Raw genomic sequence first — 14,263 nt, forward strand, 5'->3', positions numbered from 1 at the left:
CAGCCATTGGCTGCATTTCTGAAGCGATAGGCGCCGGTGGCGTGCAGGGTCGGATCCGAGGGGCCGGGTGAAAGCAGACACAAAATCGTCACAAAGCTGTCTCTTGACGCCGAACAACATTCCATGGACTCATGGAAGTTGTCGAGTCAGGAGAGAATAATCCAGTTCAACGAAATCATCAGAGGTCCCGTGCCGCTATACAAATCGTCTGCTGTAGATGCAATCAAGCTTCGCAAGGCAAATGAATACAGTTTCTGGGGTTCGAGGAACGCTGCTAATCGGGTGGAGCCGATTGCCAGTCCGCATTTTGATTTTGAATTAGATCTGGAGCCGGGTGACAAGATCTTCACCGTCGGGTCCTGCTTTGCACGCAATGTGGAGGGCCGACTTGCAACCGCAGGTTATCGCCTGCCGATGCGGGATTTGATGGAGGATCGCAGTTTCGCGGGCGTGCATCCGCGCGCACTCAACAATTTCAGTACACCGTCCATCTGGAACGAACTGGGCTGGGCTACCGGGGAATTGCAGTTCGATGCCGACCAGGCCATCGTCGAATATGCCTCCGGCAAATGGCTCGATCTGCACGTCACCCATAACGTACAGCCCGCCCCCCGGGATACGGTGCTGCGCCGGCGTTCGGCCATCACCAAGGCCTATGGCAGCTTCAAGGACTGCAAGCTGATCATCATCACGCTGGGCCTGGTCGAGGTCTGGTACGACAATGTGGCAGGCACCTATCTCAACAGCCTGCCGCCGCCGCCGCTGGTGCGTCGCCACCCCGAGCGTTTCGAACTCCATGTGCTCTCGCATGACGAGACGCTGGACTATTGCGACCGGGCCATCGGCCTGCTGCGCAAATATGGGCGGAAAGATGCGGTCATCCTAATGAGCGTGTCGCCAGTGGCGCTCGGGATCACGCACCGGCCTCAGGATGTGATGGTCGCAAATTGCTACAGCAAATCCGTCCTGCGCACGGTCACCGAGGAGATGGTCTCGCGCTATGACAATGTGCACTACTTTCCCAGTTATGAATCCGTTGTCCAGAGCGACCGGCAAATCGCCTGGATGAACGATTTTACGCATGTCACCGAAACGCTGATCGCCCATAATGTCGATCGCCTGGTCAGTCATTTCGAGGGAAGAGGCTCGGGCGGCGACAGCCTGGAGAGCGTTCATGCCAGTATCGACGCCGGAGGAGCATCGGCCGCGCATTTGCATGCCGTCGAAGCGCGCAAGGGCGATCCGACCTCGGCGGCGCGTTTCTTCGCCGAATTCGGCGCGTGGTCGGAAAAATCGCCGACCTTCGCGACTGAACATATCGAATGGCTGGTCGAGCAGAAGCAGGCCGCCAAGGCTCTGGACGTCGCATCGCTGACGGATGCCCGGTCAGAGCGGATCAAGATGGCGAAGGCGCGTGCCCTGTTGATGCTCAAGCGCAACCGGGAGGCGCTGGATATCCTCTACGATCCGAAGCTGGAGGAGGCGCGATCGAGCCGCTACTGGTCACTTCGGGTCGAGGCGGAAGGGAACAACGGCGATATCGCTGCGCTGGAGACCACGCTCGGCGGCTGGTCTCGCTCCCTGCCCAAGCAGGCCTCGCAGGCACGGATCCATGTGGCGCGGGCCTTGTTGGCGCAATCATCGGTCGGCCGCGCGCTGGAACTGCTCGAGCTTGCGCTGGTCGACAATCCCAAATCGGCGCTCGGCCATATTCTCTGCGCCGAGGCGCATCTGCTGCGTGGCGACCTTGCTGCCGCGAGGCAGAGCTTCGCGCAGGCGGAGCCGGCAACGCCGAGCGAAAACCGCCGCTATAACAAACTGAAGGACAGGATCGGCGAATTGGTTGGAGCGTAGTTGATTTCAAACAGGAGCTTGGGGGCGCCTATGCTAAGCGAAGTTCAGAAGAGCTCATTCGTCGACAAGGGCTATTGCACTGTCCAGATCGATTTGGATGCCAAATGGACGAACTGGGCGATCGACCTGACGTGGAGCCAGATCGACAGCCATTTTGACCGAGACGATCCCAAGACCTGGGTCGGCGAGATCGAGGACGATTGCCGCTCCGCCACGCTCGCCAAACGCCGCGGCCGGCTGAAGTTCAAGGACAATGTGTTCCGGCATCCGGAACTGATCCGGATGATGTATGGCAACGGTCCGGTGATGTCGGCCGTGCGCAGCGTGATCGGCGAACGCTGCGTCGGCCGCCATGCGACGCGCGGCCTTTATCCAATCTTTCCGACCCCGCAATCGAGCGACACGATCAAAGGCGGCATGGATGCGCATCCCTTCCAGGTGAACGCCGTGCTCTATCTCGACGACGTCGCCGAAGACGGCGGCGCCTTCAGCGTCTGGGAAGGGAGCCATTACATCATGGCGAAGGCGTTTGCCGGCCGCGCTTCCTATAAATTGCTCGACAATGTCGAAGCGCTGCGCCTGGAAGCGGAGGCCCGTTGCCGTCACGTGATGCTGCCTGGGCCTCGCGGCACCCTGGTGCTGTGGCACCATCGGCTGCTGCACACGCCCACGACGAACAGGACCGACAAGATCCGTTATGCCTTGCTGGCGGATTACTACCGTGACGACTGGCTCGATCAGGTCGACGAACCCCATACCGATAACTTTTGGGAAGGGTGGCCGCTGTCAGCCACGCCGTCGTCAGGGCATGCCTACGAGCCGGAAGCGCCCGGCCTGACCGCTTCACCGGCAAAAAGGACGCGTCGAAACAAGGAGTTGGAGCAGGCAAGCGTTTCCATCTGAACGCGTTTTGCTCTAAGTGCTCGCGCCATCGTATTTGTGAATCTCGAGCGCATCGAGATCGATGGCCGGCACGCAGCGCAGATTGATCGCCACCATGGCGGCCCCGTCGGGCCGGGTCGCCTTGGCAAAGGCCTGGGTGCCGCAGATCTCGCAGAACTGGTGTTCGATACGGTGCTTGTTGAACTGATAGGTCTTCAGCTTGGCCGGATCGGCGGAGATGGTGACCGCTTCGGCCGGCAGGAACGCCAGGAGCGAGCCCTTGCGGCGGCAATAGGAGCAATTGCAGCTCACCGCGCTGGTCGGCGCATCGGCTTCGGCCGTAAAGGAAACCGCGCCGCAATGACAACTGCCTTCGAAGCTCATCTCCCGTCCTCCCGGAATGGTTGTGTGCAAGGCGCCAAGCATAGTCCGGCGCGAGGGATTCGGGGATCCTGTTCCGGCATCCGGAAGAGAACTTCCTTTTGTTTGCACCGGGCCTTGGCAGACGTAAATACCATACACATTCTATGATCTGAGTGATGTGCTCGACCGGGCTTTCCAACCCGGCCTGCCCTTTCCTGGGAGATCTTCATGGCCCGCCAATTGCGGCTCGGCGCCTTCATGCGCCCGGCGAGCATTCATACCGGAGCGTGGCGCTATCCCGGCGCCTGGCCCGACGCCAATTTCAACTACGCCCATCTGAAACATCTGGCCCAGCGGCTCGAAAGCGCCCGCTTCGATGCCTTCTTCATGGCCGATCATCTCGCCGTGCTCAACATGCCGGTGGAGGCGCTCAAGCGCAGCCATACCGTGACCTCGTTCGAACCTTTCACCCTGCTGTCGGCGCTGTCGGCCGTCACCGAGCATATCGGCCTGGTCGCCACCGCCTCCACCACCTTCGATGCCCCCTACCATGTCGCCCGGCGCTTTGCCTCGCTCGATCATCTCAGCGGCGGCCGGGCGGGCTGGAACATCGTCACCACCTCCAATCCCGATGCTGCCCTGAATTTCGGCCTCGACGACCATGTCGGGCATGACGAGCGCTACCGCCGGGCGCGGGAATTCTACGATGTGGTCACCGGTCTGTGGGACAGCTGGGCCGACGACGCCTTCATTCGCGACGTCGAGAGCGGTCTTTATTTCGATCCGGACAAGCTGCATGTGCTTGCCCACAAGGGCGAGCATCTCTCCGTGCGCGGACCGCTGAACATCGCCCGGCCGGTACAGGGCTGGCCGGTGATCGTGCAGGCCGGTTCCTCGGAGCCGGGCCGCCAGCTCGCGGCCGAGACGGCGGAGGCGGTGTTCACCGCGCCGCCCAACCTGGCCGAAGGGCGCCGCTTCTATGCCGACGTCAAGGGCAGGATGGCGCGGCTCGGCCGCGACAGGGATCATATGAAGATCCTGCCGGCCGCCTTCGTGGTGGTCGGCGACAGCGTGGAGGAAGCCAGGGCCAAGCGCGCCAGGCTCGACAGCCTCGTGCATTACGACAGCGCCGTTGCCTCGCTCTCCATTGCCCTTGGCCACGATGTCTCAGGCTTCGATCCCGACGGCAGGCTGCCGCCTATTCCCGAGACCAATGCCAGCAAGAGCGGCCGCGAACGGGTGCTGCAACTGGCCGAAAGCGAGGGGCTCACGGTGCGCCAGCTCGCCCAGCGCCTCGGCGGTTATGCGGGCCTGGCTTTCGTGGGCACGCCCGCCAGCATCGCCGATGAAATGGCGGAATGGCTGGAAAGCGAGGGCTCGGACGGCTTCAACGTGATGTTCCCCTATCTGCCCGGTGGCCTCGACGACTTCGTCGACAAGGTCGTGCCGGTGCTGCAGGAGCGCGGCCTGTTCCGGCGCGAGTATGAAGGGCGGACCCTGCGCGAGAATCTCGGCCTGCCGCGGCCGGAAAACCGGTTCTTCAAATAGGAGAAAATTTCCTGCCGAGTTGAGGCGGTTGGAGTGTCAGCCTCCGGCTGACATCTTGGAAACGCAGCTCTCGCTGGCAAGCGGAATGTCAGCCAGGAGGCTGACACTCCGCATATCCTGCGCTCTTTCATGCAAACGCAACTGTCGCCCTAAGTTCGACCTCACACCATTGCGAAGCTGTCGGGATCCGGGCCGATCTTGCCCTTGGCATCGTCGAGCTTCTCGATGGCGGCGATGTCCTCCGGCGCCAGCTTGAAATCGAAGACCTGGAAGTTCTCGACGATGCGGGCCGGTGTCACCGATTTGGGAATGACGACATTGCCGATGTCGAGATGCCAGCGAAGGATCACCTGGGCGGCGCTCTTGCCATACTTCTTGGCAATGGCCGTCAGAGCGGGATCGCTGAGCAGCGTGCCCTGGCCGAGCGGGCTCCAGGCTTCCGTGGCGATGCCTTCCTTGGCGTGATAGGCGCGCAGGGCCTTCTGCTGGAAACGCGGATGCAGCTCGATCTGGTTGATCGCGGGAATCACGCCGGTCTCGGCCTTCAGGCGCTCGAGATGGGCAATCTGAAAGTTGGAGACGCCGATGGAGGCGACGCGGCCTTCCTCGCGCAGCTTGATGAGGGCCTTCCAGCTCTCGACATAGAGATCGCGCGAGGGCACCGGCCAGTGGATGAGATAGAGGTCGACCGTCTCCAGGCGCAGCTTCTTCAGGCTCGTATCGAAAGCGCGCAGGGCCTGATCGTAACCCTGGTCGCCATTCCACAGCTTGGTGGTGAGGAAAATATCCTTGACGGGAACGCTGGAGGCGGCGAGCGCATCGCCCACGCCTTCTTCGTTGCCGTAGATGGCGGCGGTGTCGATCGAGCGGTAGCCCGCCTCGATCGCCGCGGTAACCGCCTCCTTCGCGCCGTCATTCGGTACCTGCCAGACGCCGAAGCCGAGCTGCGGAATGTCCTTGCCGTCATTGAAACGGATGGTCGGGCTCATGGGAAACTTTCCTGAAATCGTTGGAAGAACGGGATGCCGGAAAAGCGATGATTCGATCGCTGAACATGCAGTCGCTGGGGCTGCATGGCTCATCTATGGTCTGGTCGGCCAAGCGCAACCCGTCGATCTCACTGAAAACCGGCGATCCCATGCGGGACATAGGAGGCTTCGAGGGTGGCGATCTCCTCGCCCGTCAGTTTCAGGTCTAGCGCCGCGATGGCGTCGGTCAGATGATGTGGCTTGGAGGCTCCGACGATCGGTGCGGTCACGCCGCCCTTTTGCGCCACCCAGGCGAGAGCCACCTGCGCCCGCGGCACGCCGCGCGCCTTGGCGATGGCGGCCACCGCCTCGATGACCTTGCGGTCGGCCTCCTGCGTGGCGTCGTAGAGCGCCGTGCCGACATTGTCGCTTTGCTGGCGCTCGCTGCTCTCGTTCCAGTCGCGCGTCAGCCGGCCGCGCGCGAGCGGACTCCAGGGCAGCACGGCGATGCCCTGGTCGCGGCATAGCGGCAGCATCTCGCGCTCCTCTTCCCGATAGAGCAGGTTGAGGTGGTTCTGCATGCTGACGAATTCGGTCCAGCCATGCAGGCGGGAGGTGTAGAGCGCCTTGGTGAACTGCCAGGCATGCATGGAGGAAGCGCCGATATAGCGGGCCTTGCCGGCCTTCACGACGTCATGCAGAGCTTCCAGCGTTTCCTCGATCGGGGTCGACTCATCCCAGCGGTGGATCTGGTAGAGGTCGACATAGTCGGTGCCGAGGCGCCGGAGGCTGTTGTCGATCTCCGCCAGGATGGCGCGGCGCGACAGGCCGGCGCCGTTGGGGCCGGGACGCTGGCGGAAAAAGACCTTGGTCGCCAGCACGATCTCCTCGCGCCGCGAAAACTCCTTGATGGCCCGGCCGACGATCTCCTCGGAGGTTCCGTCGGAATAGGAATTGGCGGTATCGAGGAAATTGATGCCCGCCTCGATGGCCTGGCGGATCAAAGGGCGGCTCTGCTCCTCGGGCAGGGTCCAGACATGATTGCCGCGGTCGGGCACGCCATAAGTCATGCAGCCAAGGCACAGGCGTGACACTTCGAGGCCCGTCGAGCCGAGCTTGACGTAATCCATGGATGAAACTCCTTACTGAAAGAATGGTTCGGGCGCGTCGTCACCAAAGGACCACGCCAACCGACTAATCCCGCTACTTGATGGGTTCGGTCGATTGTGAATCGGACGAGTGCCGAAGTCCAGCTTCAAGGCGGGGCAGAGTGGCATCCCGGCGTTCACGGAACTGCGAGATATCCGACCGTCCGACGCCGATGACTCAGGCACCATGACAATTGCGGTGATGCCTGGCTCGCAGGGACGCAAATCCAAGGTCTCGCGCCAAATCCGACTGCGGTGCTACAGCTCGAACTCGATGCCTTCCTTCCCCGCTTCGGGAAAGAGGCAATCATAGTGCCAGCGTGTCCTCAAATTCTCGTCGTCCCATTGCTCCGTGCTGGGCTGGCGGAAGTTGAAGATCAGCGTCTTCCGGCGCCCGGGATCGTGCTTGAGGATGCGGGCGATGGTTTCGGCATCCGGGTGACCGTGATGGCTGCCGTCGGTCGAGAAGGCAAAACGGGTGCAGTCGATCAGGCTGAGCACGGCCGGCGAAGTATTGGCCTTGCTGCCGTGATGGGACACCTTCAGGCAGTCGAGCCTCAAGGGATTCTCTGCGCTATGGCCGAGCCGTTCGAGCGCGGCCTCGATGACATCGGCATGGGAATCCGCCGCCATCAGCACGCGTTTCTGGTCGAACTCCGCGATGAAGGCGATGCTGCTGCCGTTGGGCCTGGTGCCGTCGCCGCTGAACTGGCGCGCGGCCAGGGCCTCGACATTGAGGCTGCCGAGAATCTCGCGTCCTTCCGTCTCGGCCAGCTCCACCGGCTCCTTGTCCTCCTTGCGCAGATGAGCCTCGGCGAGCGCCCTCTCCCAGGTGGGCAGCAGCCTGGTGAGTTCCTGGTCCGTCGGGGAAAGCAGAGTGAGTTTCAGGCCGCCGGCGAACGTCAAGGGTGCCGCTGCCTCCGGGCTGCCGGTGGAGACGATGCGGGAGGCGAACTGGCTGTTCCACGGCCAGCCGCTGGCCTTGATGCCCGCCGTCACCTTCTCGGCCTGGTCGACGCCGAGCGTCTCGGCGTCGCGAAGCCGCTCCCTGGCATCGACGAGCTGGGAATAAGCGTTGAACCAGACATTGCGAGCCGTGAAGGGAAGCGCCGGTTCCGCGAAGAGCGGCACGGCGCCTTCGATGTGATCGGCGTCGATATGGCTGATGGCGAAGAGCTCGAAGGTGCCGATCGTCTGCAGCAGCGGCTTCAGCGCCCGGTAATTCTTGGTGCGGCCGAGATCGATGAGGGCGCGGTGGAGGGCGTCTTCCTCACCCCAGCTCAGCATGAGCGCATCGCCCTCGGAGGCCGGATGCATGGCGAGCCTGAAGACCGGCATGGCGTTCTCCTTCAATCGTCGAGGCGGATCACGGTGAAGGCCTGAGCTGAATCGACGCGGTTGGCGAAGGCGCGGGCGGCGCGGCGCGGGGCTTCGAGCGCCTTTTCGTCCGGCAGACTTTCGAGCCCGCGGGCCAGCCAGTCCGCCGACAGCGAATAGAGCGGGGCGCCGCGTGAAAACCCTGCCATGAGATGGGTCTTGGCCTGCTCGAACTGTTCGGCGTTGCGCGCCCGCATCAGGAGGCGGCGGCCGAGAATGATCGGCCCGTCGGGAATGAACGGAAACCAGTCGGCAAGATTGAAGAGCCAGGGGTCCCAGCGCCGTTCGAGGTCGGGCGAGGCGGCCGAGACGGCGATCAGCGCGGCGGCAAGCGCCGCGATCGGATCGGCGAGCTTGTCCTGCATCGCATCGATCACGGATTGCTGGAGCCCGCCGGCCAGGAGCGCGCTGCCGGCGTCGGCATCGCGGGCCGCCAGAAAGCCGATCAGGCCGTTCCAGACGGGATTTTCGGCGATGACGGTGGCTGTGCTTTTCTCGCGTGGCGCCAGCCTGTCGACGAGCACATAGGGGCTCCACCGGCCGGCGATGCTCGGCACCACAGCGAGATCGCGGCGCCGGCCGGTCTCGATCGCTACGAAGACCGGGCGGTCTTGGGCTCCCCTTTCGAACGGCGCGAAGCGGCGCGCCGCGGTATCGGCCAGGCCGAGCCGTACCAACCGCCCATCATCGTTCTCCATCGTTGCGGCGAGGCGCGGATCGGCAAGAGCATGCAGGCCGAGCGCATAATCGGCATGGCCGGCGATGGTGGCGACCACCGGCGTGACCGGGCGAGGGGCGGGCGCGGGAAAGCCGGTCTGCCAATCGGGCGCAGCCGGACGGCCGATATCCGCCGGCAGCCCGTGCCACAGGCTTTCCAGGCCCGGCGCCGGGGCGGGGGGCGGCGGCGCGGCGGGGGGAGAGGGAAGCGGGACGGCACCGGTTGCCGTGGCCGTTCCCAGCCATTCATGCGGCGAGGCCGGCATGGCGAAGCGCACTTCCAGCACGTCGTCCCTGGCCACCGTGACGTTCTGGACCTCGACCCGGCCGTCGGGCGTGCGCAGAGTGACGATATGCTCGCCGGGCCGGACATCCACCGGCGTGGCCCCGCCGATGGCGACGACGAGCCGTTTGGGATTCTTCTTCGGTTCGTCCGCCCGGATGATCTCGGCCACCGCACCGGCGGCGATCGTCACGGGTCCCGACAGGCTGACCAGAAGCTGCGCGGCCGGGCCGACGCCGCGCCCGGGATCGAGCCTGTCCACCACCACCGTGGTCGGCGCGGCATTGCGCCTGACCTCGAGAAAGACGGCGGGCGCCCGCGCCTTGCCTTTGGCCACGCCGATATCCGCGCCGAAACGGCGGACGGAGACGCTGAGGGCGGTATTTTCCGGATAGTTCAGGCGCCGGAACGGCGAGCCGTCGCCAGCGCCCTCGAAGGCTGTCTCTCCCCCCGGTGTGGCGGCGACGGTGAAGTTGCTCTCGGGCCAGTTCTCGGGCTGGTCCAGCGAGATGTAGACCGGGATCTCCTGCCGCTCGCCCGCATAGGTGATCTCGAAGGTTCCGGCATTGCGTCCGCCCGGCGTCTGCGGCTTTTCATCGGGCTGACGGTGCAGTTCGAGCAGCCTGTTGACCTTGTCGACCAACTGGCCCGGTCTTACCGGCCAGCCTTCGTCGGCCGGATCGGCTGCAACCCCGTCGAGGGCGCTCAGCAGCGCGTCGGCAAACAGGGTGGTGGTGTTGACGCGCCCTCCCGCGACTTCCCCGAGCGCGGTGGCGGCGATCACCCATTGCTTGCTGGGTTCGTCATGGCCCCTGTTTTCGCGGGTCAGGGCAATCAGCTTGCTGCCGAACGGCTCGTTCCAGGGCAAGGAAAGCTCCGTCGCAGAGCGGCAGCAATCGAACAGCAGAAGCTGGGAGACGGCCTTGGCGTTTTCCAGCGCGGAGATGAACTGCTCGACTTCGGACATGCCGGCCGTGGCATCGAGATCGTCCATGGCATAGTCCTCGAGGAGGAAGGCCGTGCGGGAGAGCCGGCTCTCGCCATGGCTTGCGACGTAGAGAATGGCAAGATTGTCCTGGTGCGTGTTGATGCGCCTCACCCAGGCGCGCACCGCTTCGCGCGCCGCGGCGAAGCTGGCGCGCGGCACCGGTCCGCCGGCATAGGTCGCGCGAGGGTCCTCGCCTGCCGCCGGTTCGGAGAGCAGGATGGCGAGGCTGCCGAGCGGGCAGGCCTCGTTGCGAAAGCCGGGCGCCTCCCCGACGAACCAGTCCGCCAGCGCCCGTGCCGAGAAGGTGGTCGAGGTCAGGGGCTTCCTGAAGCGCGGCGACTGGTAGGCGCCGACGCCGATGATCAGCACATGGGTCGCGGGACCGGCCGCCAGCGCGTCGTCGCGATAGACCAGGCCGAGCTTCCTGTCGGGATCGTCAGCGGCGAGTTTCATGGTCCTAGACCGGGAAGCCGGGCAGGGGATAGGCCGTCGGTGCCGGCTCGGCCGGCGTGACAAAGCTGCGTAGGGCGACATCCATCATCAGCCAGCCCCAATTGATGAGCCGGCTCTGCTCTTCCTCGCCGAAGGGGTTGAGGCGGGTGCGCATCCCGGCCAGCCGCGCGACCATGGCGGGATCGGGTTTCAGCATCTGCGGCGCCGGATATTTCGAGGCGACGCCGTCGATGCCGCTGAAGGCGATCACCTGGCCGGCCGCCCTGGCTTCGGCGAAGAGCAGGCGCTTGCGCAGGCCGCGGGCCTGGTCGGTGGCGATGTCGAGGGCGCGCAGGGCCTGCTGGGGCCAGAAGGCTTGGGCGGATTCCTCCGTGCCGAAGGGGGCGCCGGCATCGCTGACGATCACCGTGGCGAAATCGTCCACCGTCTCCAGGCCGAGATTGTCATAGGCGCCGCCATCGGTAAGGGAAAGCTTGCGGTTGTAGTCGGGATCGCCGAAATGGCTCGTGCCGGTGGCGTTCACCCAGCGCGCGGGATCAACCTGGATCTCCACCGGCGAAAGCACCGGTGGAAAGGCGCTCGAAGCGGCGACGGCCACCGCCAGCCGGATGTCGGGCTCGGGAATGATGCCGATGGCATAGTCGGCCAGCCTGACCTTTTGCAGGCGCACGAGCCGGCCGGTCTGCAGATTGGTGGCGTTGAAGATGAACTGCGGGCTGTCCGGCAGATCCTGCAGGCTGATGCCCTCGAACAGATCGTCATAGCTATCGGCGAGGACATCGCCGATGTTCTTGCCGGGCAGGATCGTCCCGAGGCCCACGGCCTTGGTGTCGATCGAGCGGGTGCAGAAGTTGCGCAGCGGTGCGATCACTCTGGCATCGAGATCGGTTGCAATGCCGTTCTCAAAGGTCAGCTGTTTCCAGGCGGCTGCCAGCATGCCCGAGGCGATCGATCCGCCCGACACGCTGGAGATTCGGCTGAGCCTGGCGAGCTGGCCGAGCTGGTTGAGCCGGATCAGGGCGCCGCAATGATAGAGCGTGGCGCGAAAGCCGCCGCCCGACAGGGCCAGCGCCGGCATCCTGCGATCCGCCGTGCGGTCTTCGACTCCACTGTCCTGTGCCATCGCCCATCCCCCCTCAGGATCTGCAGGCGAAGTGTTCGACCAGAGCCGTGAGTCGGGCGTTATTCCGCTGCCGGGGCAGCTCCGGGATCAGCGGGCCCGCTCGTCGAACAGAACCAGGGCCGCGGCGCCGACGAGGCCGGCATTGTCGCCGAGGGCGGCTTTCGCGACCGGCACGTCGCGGAAAGAGGGCAGGGCGGTGGTACGGATGACCCGGTGGATCGTCTCGTCCATCAGATCGAAGCCATGCGCGACGCCGCCGCCCATCACCAGTTTTTCCGGGCTGAAGAGATGGATGAGGCTGACGAAGCCCTCGCCGAGCAGGGTAGCCTCCTCGTCGAGAAGCGCGAGGGCGGTCGCATCGCCCTGGCGTGCGGCTTCGACGACATCCCCGGCGGTCGGCGCCGCCAGGCGCGCGAGACTGCTGCCGGGATGAGCAAGTGCAGCCTGGCGCGCGCGCCGGTCCAGCGCCGTGCCGGCCGCGAAGGCCTCGAAGCAGCCGACGGCGCCGCAGCTGCAGCGCGGCCCGTCCTGGGCCAGGCGGAAATGGCCGACATGGGCGGTCATGCCGCGCCGGCCATGCAGGAGGCGGCCATCGCTGACCACGCCGCCGCCGATGCCGGTGGAGACCGTGACATAGAGGAGATGATCGAGCCCGCGGCCGGCGCCGAAGCGCCATTCGCCATAACAGGCGGCGATGGCGTCGCCTTCCACCACCACGGGCCGGCCGAGGGCGGCGGAGAGCTCGGCGCGCAGGGGAAAGTCTTCCCAGCCCGGCAGGGTCGGGACATGGATGAAGGTGCCGGTGTCGCTGTCGAGCGGCCCGGGGGCGCAGACGCCGATGCCGGAGAGCGAGCCGAGGCTCGCGTCGTCGGTCACGTCCTCGATGAGACTGCGGAATTGCGCCATCACGGCCGCCGGGCCGCCGGCTACATCCGTGCGGGTGGCGGCGCGCTTGAGCACGGCGCCGGTATCGTCAACGAGGGCGGCGCGCACCTGCGTGCCGCCAAGGTCGATACCGATGGCGCGCCGAACCATGGTCAGGGCTCCCGCTGCAGACCATGAACCCAGGCGATGCGGGCGGCCAGATCCGGCGCGCCGAAGGCCAGCGACCCCATCACGATGGTCTCGGCGCCGGCAAGCCGCAGATTGGGCACGGTGTGCTCGCGATTGCCGCCGTCGGAGGCGAGGATGATGCGGTGCCCGGATTTGCCGGCGATCAGCTTGCGGGCCTCGCGCAGGCGCGACAGGGCCGAATCGTCGAGGCCGACGCCCTTGATGCCGATCAGGGTGCCGAGCAGGGTCAGCATATCCAGGCGGTCGAGGAAGGGCTCCGCCGCCGCGACCGGCGTATGGAGCTGCAGCACCATGCCGGTGGCAAGGCCGTGTTCGCGGATGCGGGCCAGCGCCGCGTCGGCATTGCCGTTCTCGGCATGGATGCTGATCAGATCGGCTCCCGCCTCGGCGAACTGGTCGATCTGGTCGAGGAGAATGTCGTCCGTCGTCATCAGATGGACGTGAATGGGCTTGGCGGTCACCTTGCGAACGGCCGCCGTCAGGTCCGGAAAATAAAGCAGGGCCGGCGAGAAATGGCCGTCCGCGACATCGACATGGAAGATATCGACATGGGGCTCGACCTGGGCGATGTCGTCGGCGAGGCGGCCGAGATCGGCGGACCAGAGCGAGAATTCGGCGAGGAGGCGGTCGGCGGGCAGGGCCTGGAGCCAACCGGGGGCGGGTTTCATGCTGAAATCTCCGAGAGGAACTGCGCCAGGGCGGCGCGGAAATCCTGGACGTAGCGCGGCTTGTCCAGTGCCTTGGGGGTGATGCGGGCGAGACGGGCGCCGGGGATGAGTGCGGCGAGCGTCTCGGCATGGGCGAGCGGATGGATGGCGTCGACCTGCGTGCCGACGACGAGCGTCGGTACCCCGAGGGCCGCGATATCGGCGCGGGAGACGCCGGGGCCATCGGCCGAAATGCGGGCGAGCAGGGCCGCGGTGACGGCCTTGGGTTCTCGCGTGAAGAAGCCGCGCAGCGAGGCGAGGTTGTCCGGGGCGTTGGCGGCAAGATCGCGCGCCGTATCGGAGGCCTCGAACAGGGCCCGCGCCTCCTCCGCGTCGTGACGGGCGAGCAGCGTGCCGACAAAGGCATTGGGTTCCATGTTGGCCGGAGCAGCCTCGGCGACCCAGGCCGGGCGGGCCAGCACCAGCGCTCGCACCAGGTCCGGCCTGGCAACGGCGAGGCGCAGGGCGATCGCCGCGCCCATCGAAATGCCGCCGAAGACGACCGGGCCGAGCGCCAGGCTGTCGAGCCAAGCCGCCAAGTCGTCGGTGAAGGTTGCGATCGAGAGAAGCCCGGTGTCGCCGGCGTCCGAGCCGCCATGGCCGCGGCATTCGAGCGTGAGGCAGCGCGCCGGCAGCTCGAAGGGAAAGATTTCGGCCGGCTGGGCAGCATCCCCGCACAGGCCATGCTGGAGGACCACGGGCATGCCGCTGCCGCGGTCATGCACGGCCAGTTTGAGGTTGTCACGCTGGAAGTGCGTATTCATCGGATCAAGCGCCC

The 14,263-nt window shown here is 65.4% G+C and carries 12 protein-coding genes; 3 read left to right on the plus strand and 9 right to left on the minus strand.

The window, feature by feature from the left end; genetic code table 11:
* Positions 1-36: 36 nt before the first annotated feature.
* Positions 37-1,854 (plus strand): GSCFA domain-containing protein, encoded by a 1,818-nt coding sequence (locus C5L14_RS06140; protein ID WP_146126846.1) that lies wholly within the window; start codon positions 37-39, stop codon positions 1,852-1,854.
* 30 nt (positions 1,855-1,884) lie between these two features.
* The gene (locus C5L14_RS06145; RefSeq protein WP_105861141.1) at positions 1,885-2,757 is read left to right on the plus strand and encodes a phytanoyl-CoA dioxygenase family protein; all 873 of its coding nucleotides are present in this window, start codon (positions 1,885-1,887) and stop codon (positions 2,755-2,757) included.
* Positions 2,758-2,769: 12 nt separating this feature from the next.
* Here C5L14_RS06145 and C5L14_RS06150 read toward each other — a convergent pair whose 3' ends face one another.
* A complete protein-coding gene (locus C5L14_RS06150) occupies positions 2,770-3,120 on the minus strand; it encodes a GFA family protein (RefSeq protein WP_105861142.1) in 351 nt (116 codons plus the stop codon).
* A 207-nt stretch (positions 3,121-3,327) separates the two neighbouring features.
* Between C5L14_RS06150 and C5L14_RS06155 the strand changes: the two genes are divergently transcribed.
* The gene (locus C5L14_RS06155; protein WP_105861143.1) at positions 3,328-4,647 is read left to right on the plus strand and encodes an LLM class flavin-dependent oxidoreductase; all 1,320 of its coding nucleotides are present in this window, start codon (positions 3,328-3,330) and stop codon (positions 4,645-4,647) included.
* Positions 4,648-4,808: 161 nt separating this feature from the next.
* Here the strand turns inward: C5L14_RS06155 and C5L14_RS06160 are convergent, their stop codons facing one another.
* The 8 genes from C5L14_RS06160 to C5L14_RS06195 all read right to left on the minus strand — a co-directional run bounded on the left by C5L14_RS06160 (position 4,809) and on the right by C5L14_RS06195 (position 14,249).
* Positions 4,809-5,636, minus strand: a complete 828-nt coding sequence (locus C5L14_RS06160; RefSeq protein WP_105861144.1) for an aldo/keto reductase — start codon at positions 5,634-5,636, stop codon at positions 4,809-4,811.
* A 128-nt stretch (positions 5,637-5,764) separates the two neighbouring features.
* Complete coding sequence (locus C5L14_RS06165) at positions 5,765-6,745, minus strand: aldo/keto reductase (protein WP_105861145.1); 981 nt, start codon at positions 6,743-6,745, stop codon at positions 5,765-5,767.
* A 276-nt stretch (positions 6,746-7,021) separates the two neighbouring features.
* On the minus strand, positions 7,022-8,101 hold the full coding sequence (locus tag C5L14_RS06170; RefSeq protein ID WP_105861146.1) for a hypothetical protein: 1,080 nt from the start codon (positions 8,099-8,101) through the stop codon (positions 7,022-7,024).
* Positions 8,102-8,112: 11 nt separating this feature from the next.
* Positions 8,113-10,581 (minus strand): caspase family protein, encoded by a 2,469-nt coding sequence (locus C5L14_RS06175; protein WP_105861147.1) that lies wholly within the window; start codon positions 10,579-10,581, stop codon positions 8,113-8,115.
* A 4-nt stretch (positions 10,582-10,585) separates the two neighbouring features.
* Positions 10,586-11,704 carry a patatin-like phospholipase family protein gene (locus tag C5L14_RS06180; RefSeq protein ID WP_105861148.1) on the minus strand — a complete coding sequence of 373 codons (1,119 nt, stop codon included), beginning with the start codon at positions 11,702-11,704 and terminating at the stop codon, positions 10,586-10,588.
* An 87-nt stretch (positions 11,705-11,791) separates the two neighbouring features.
* A complete protein-coding gene (locus tag C5L14_RS06185; RefSeq protein WP_105861149.1) occupies positions 11,792-12,739 on the minus strand; it encodes an ROK family protein in 948 nt (315 codons plus the stop codon).
* Positions 12,740-12,741: 2 nt separating this feature from the next.
* Entirely contained in the window at positions 12,742-13,446 is a 705-nt protein-coding gene (locus C5L14_RS06190; protein WP_105861150.1) for a ribulose-phosphate 3-epimerase, read from the minus strand.
* Complete coding sequence (locus C5L14_RS06195; RefSeq protein WP_105861151.1) at positions 13,443-14,249, minus strand: alpha/beta fold hydrolase; 807 nt, start codon at positions 14,247-14,249, stop codon at positions 13,443-13,445. The genes C5L14_RS06190 and C5L14_RS06195 overlap by 4 nt, the downstream gene beginning before the upstream one ends.
* Positions 14,250-14,263 lie beyond the last annotated feature (14 nt).

It is taken from the genome of Labrys okinawensis (genome assembly GCF_002982075.1).
Classification (GTDB): Bacteria; Pseudomonadota; Alphaproteobacteria; order Rhizobiales; family Labraceae; genus Labrys; species Labrys okinawensis_A.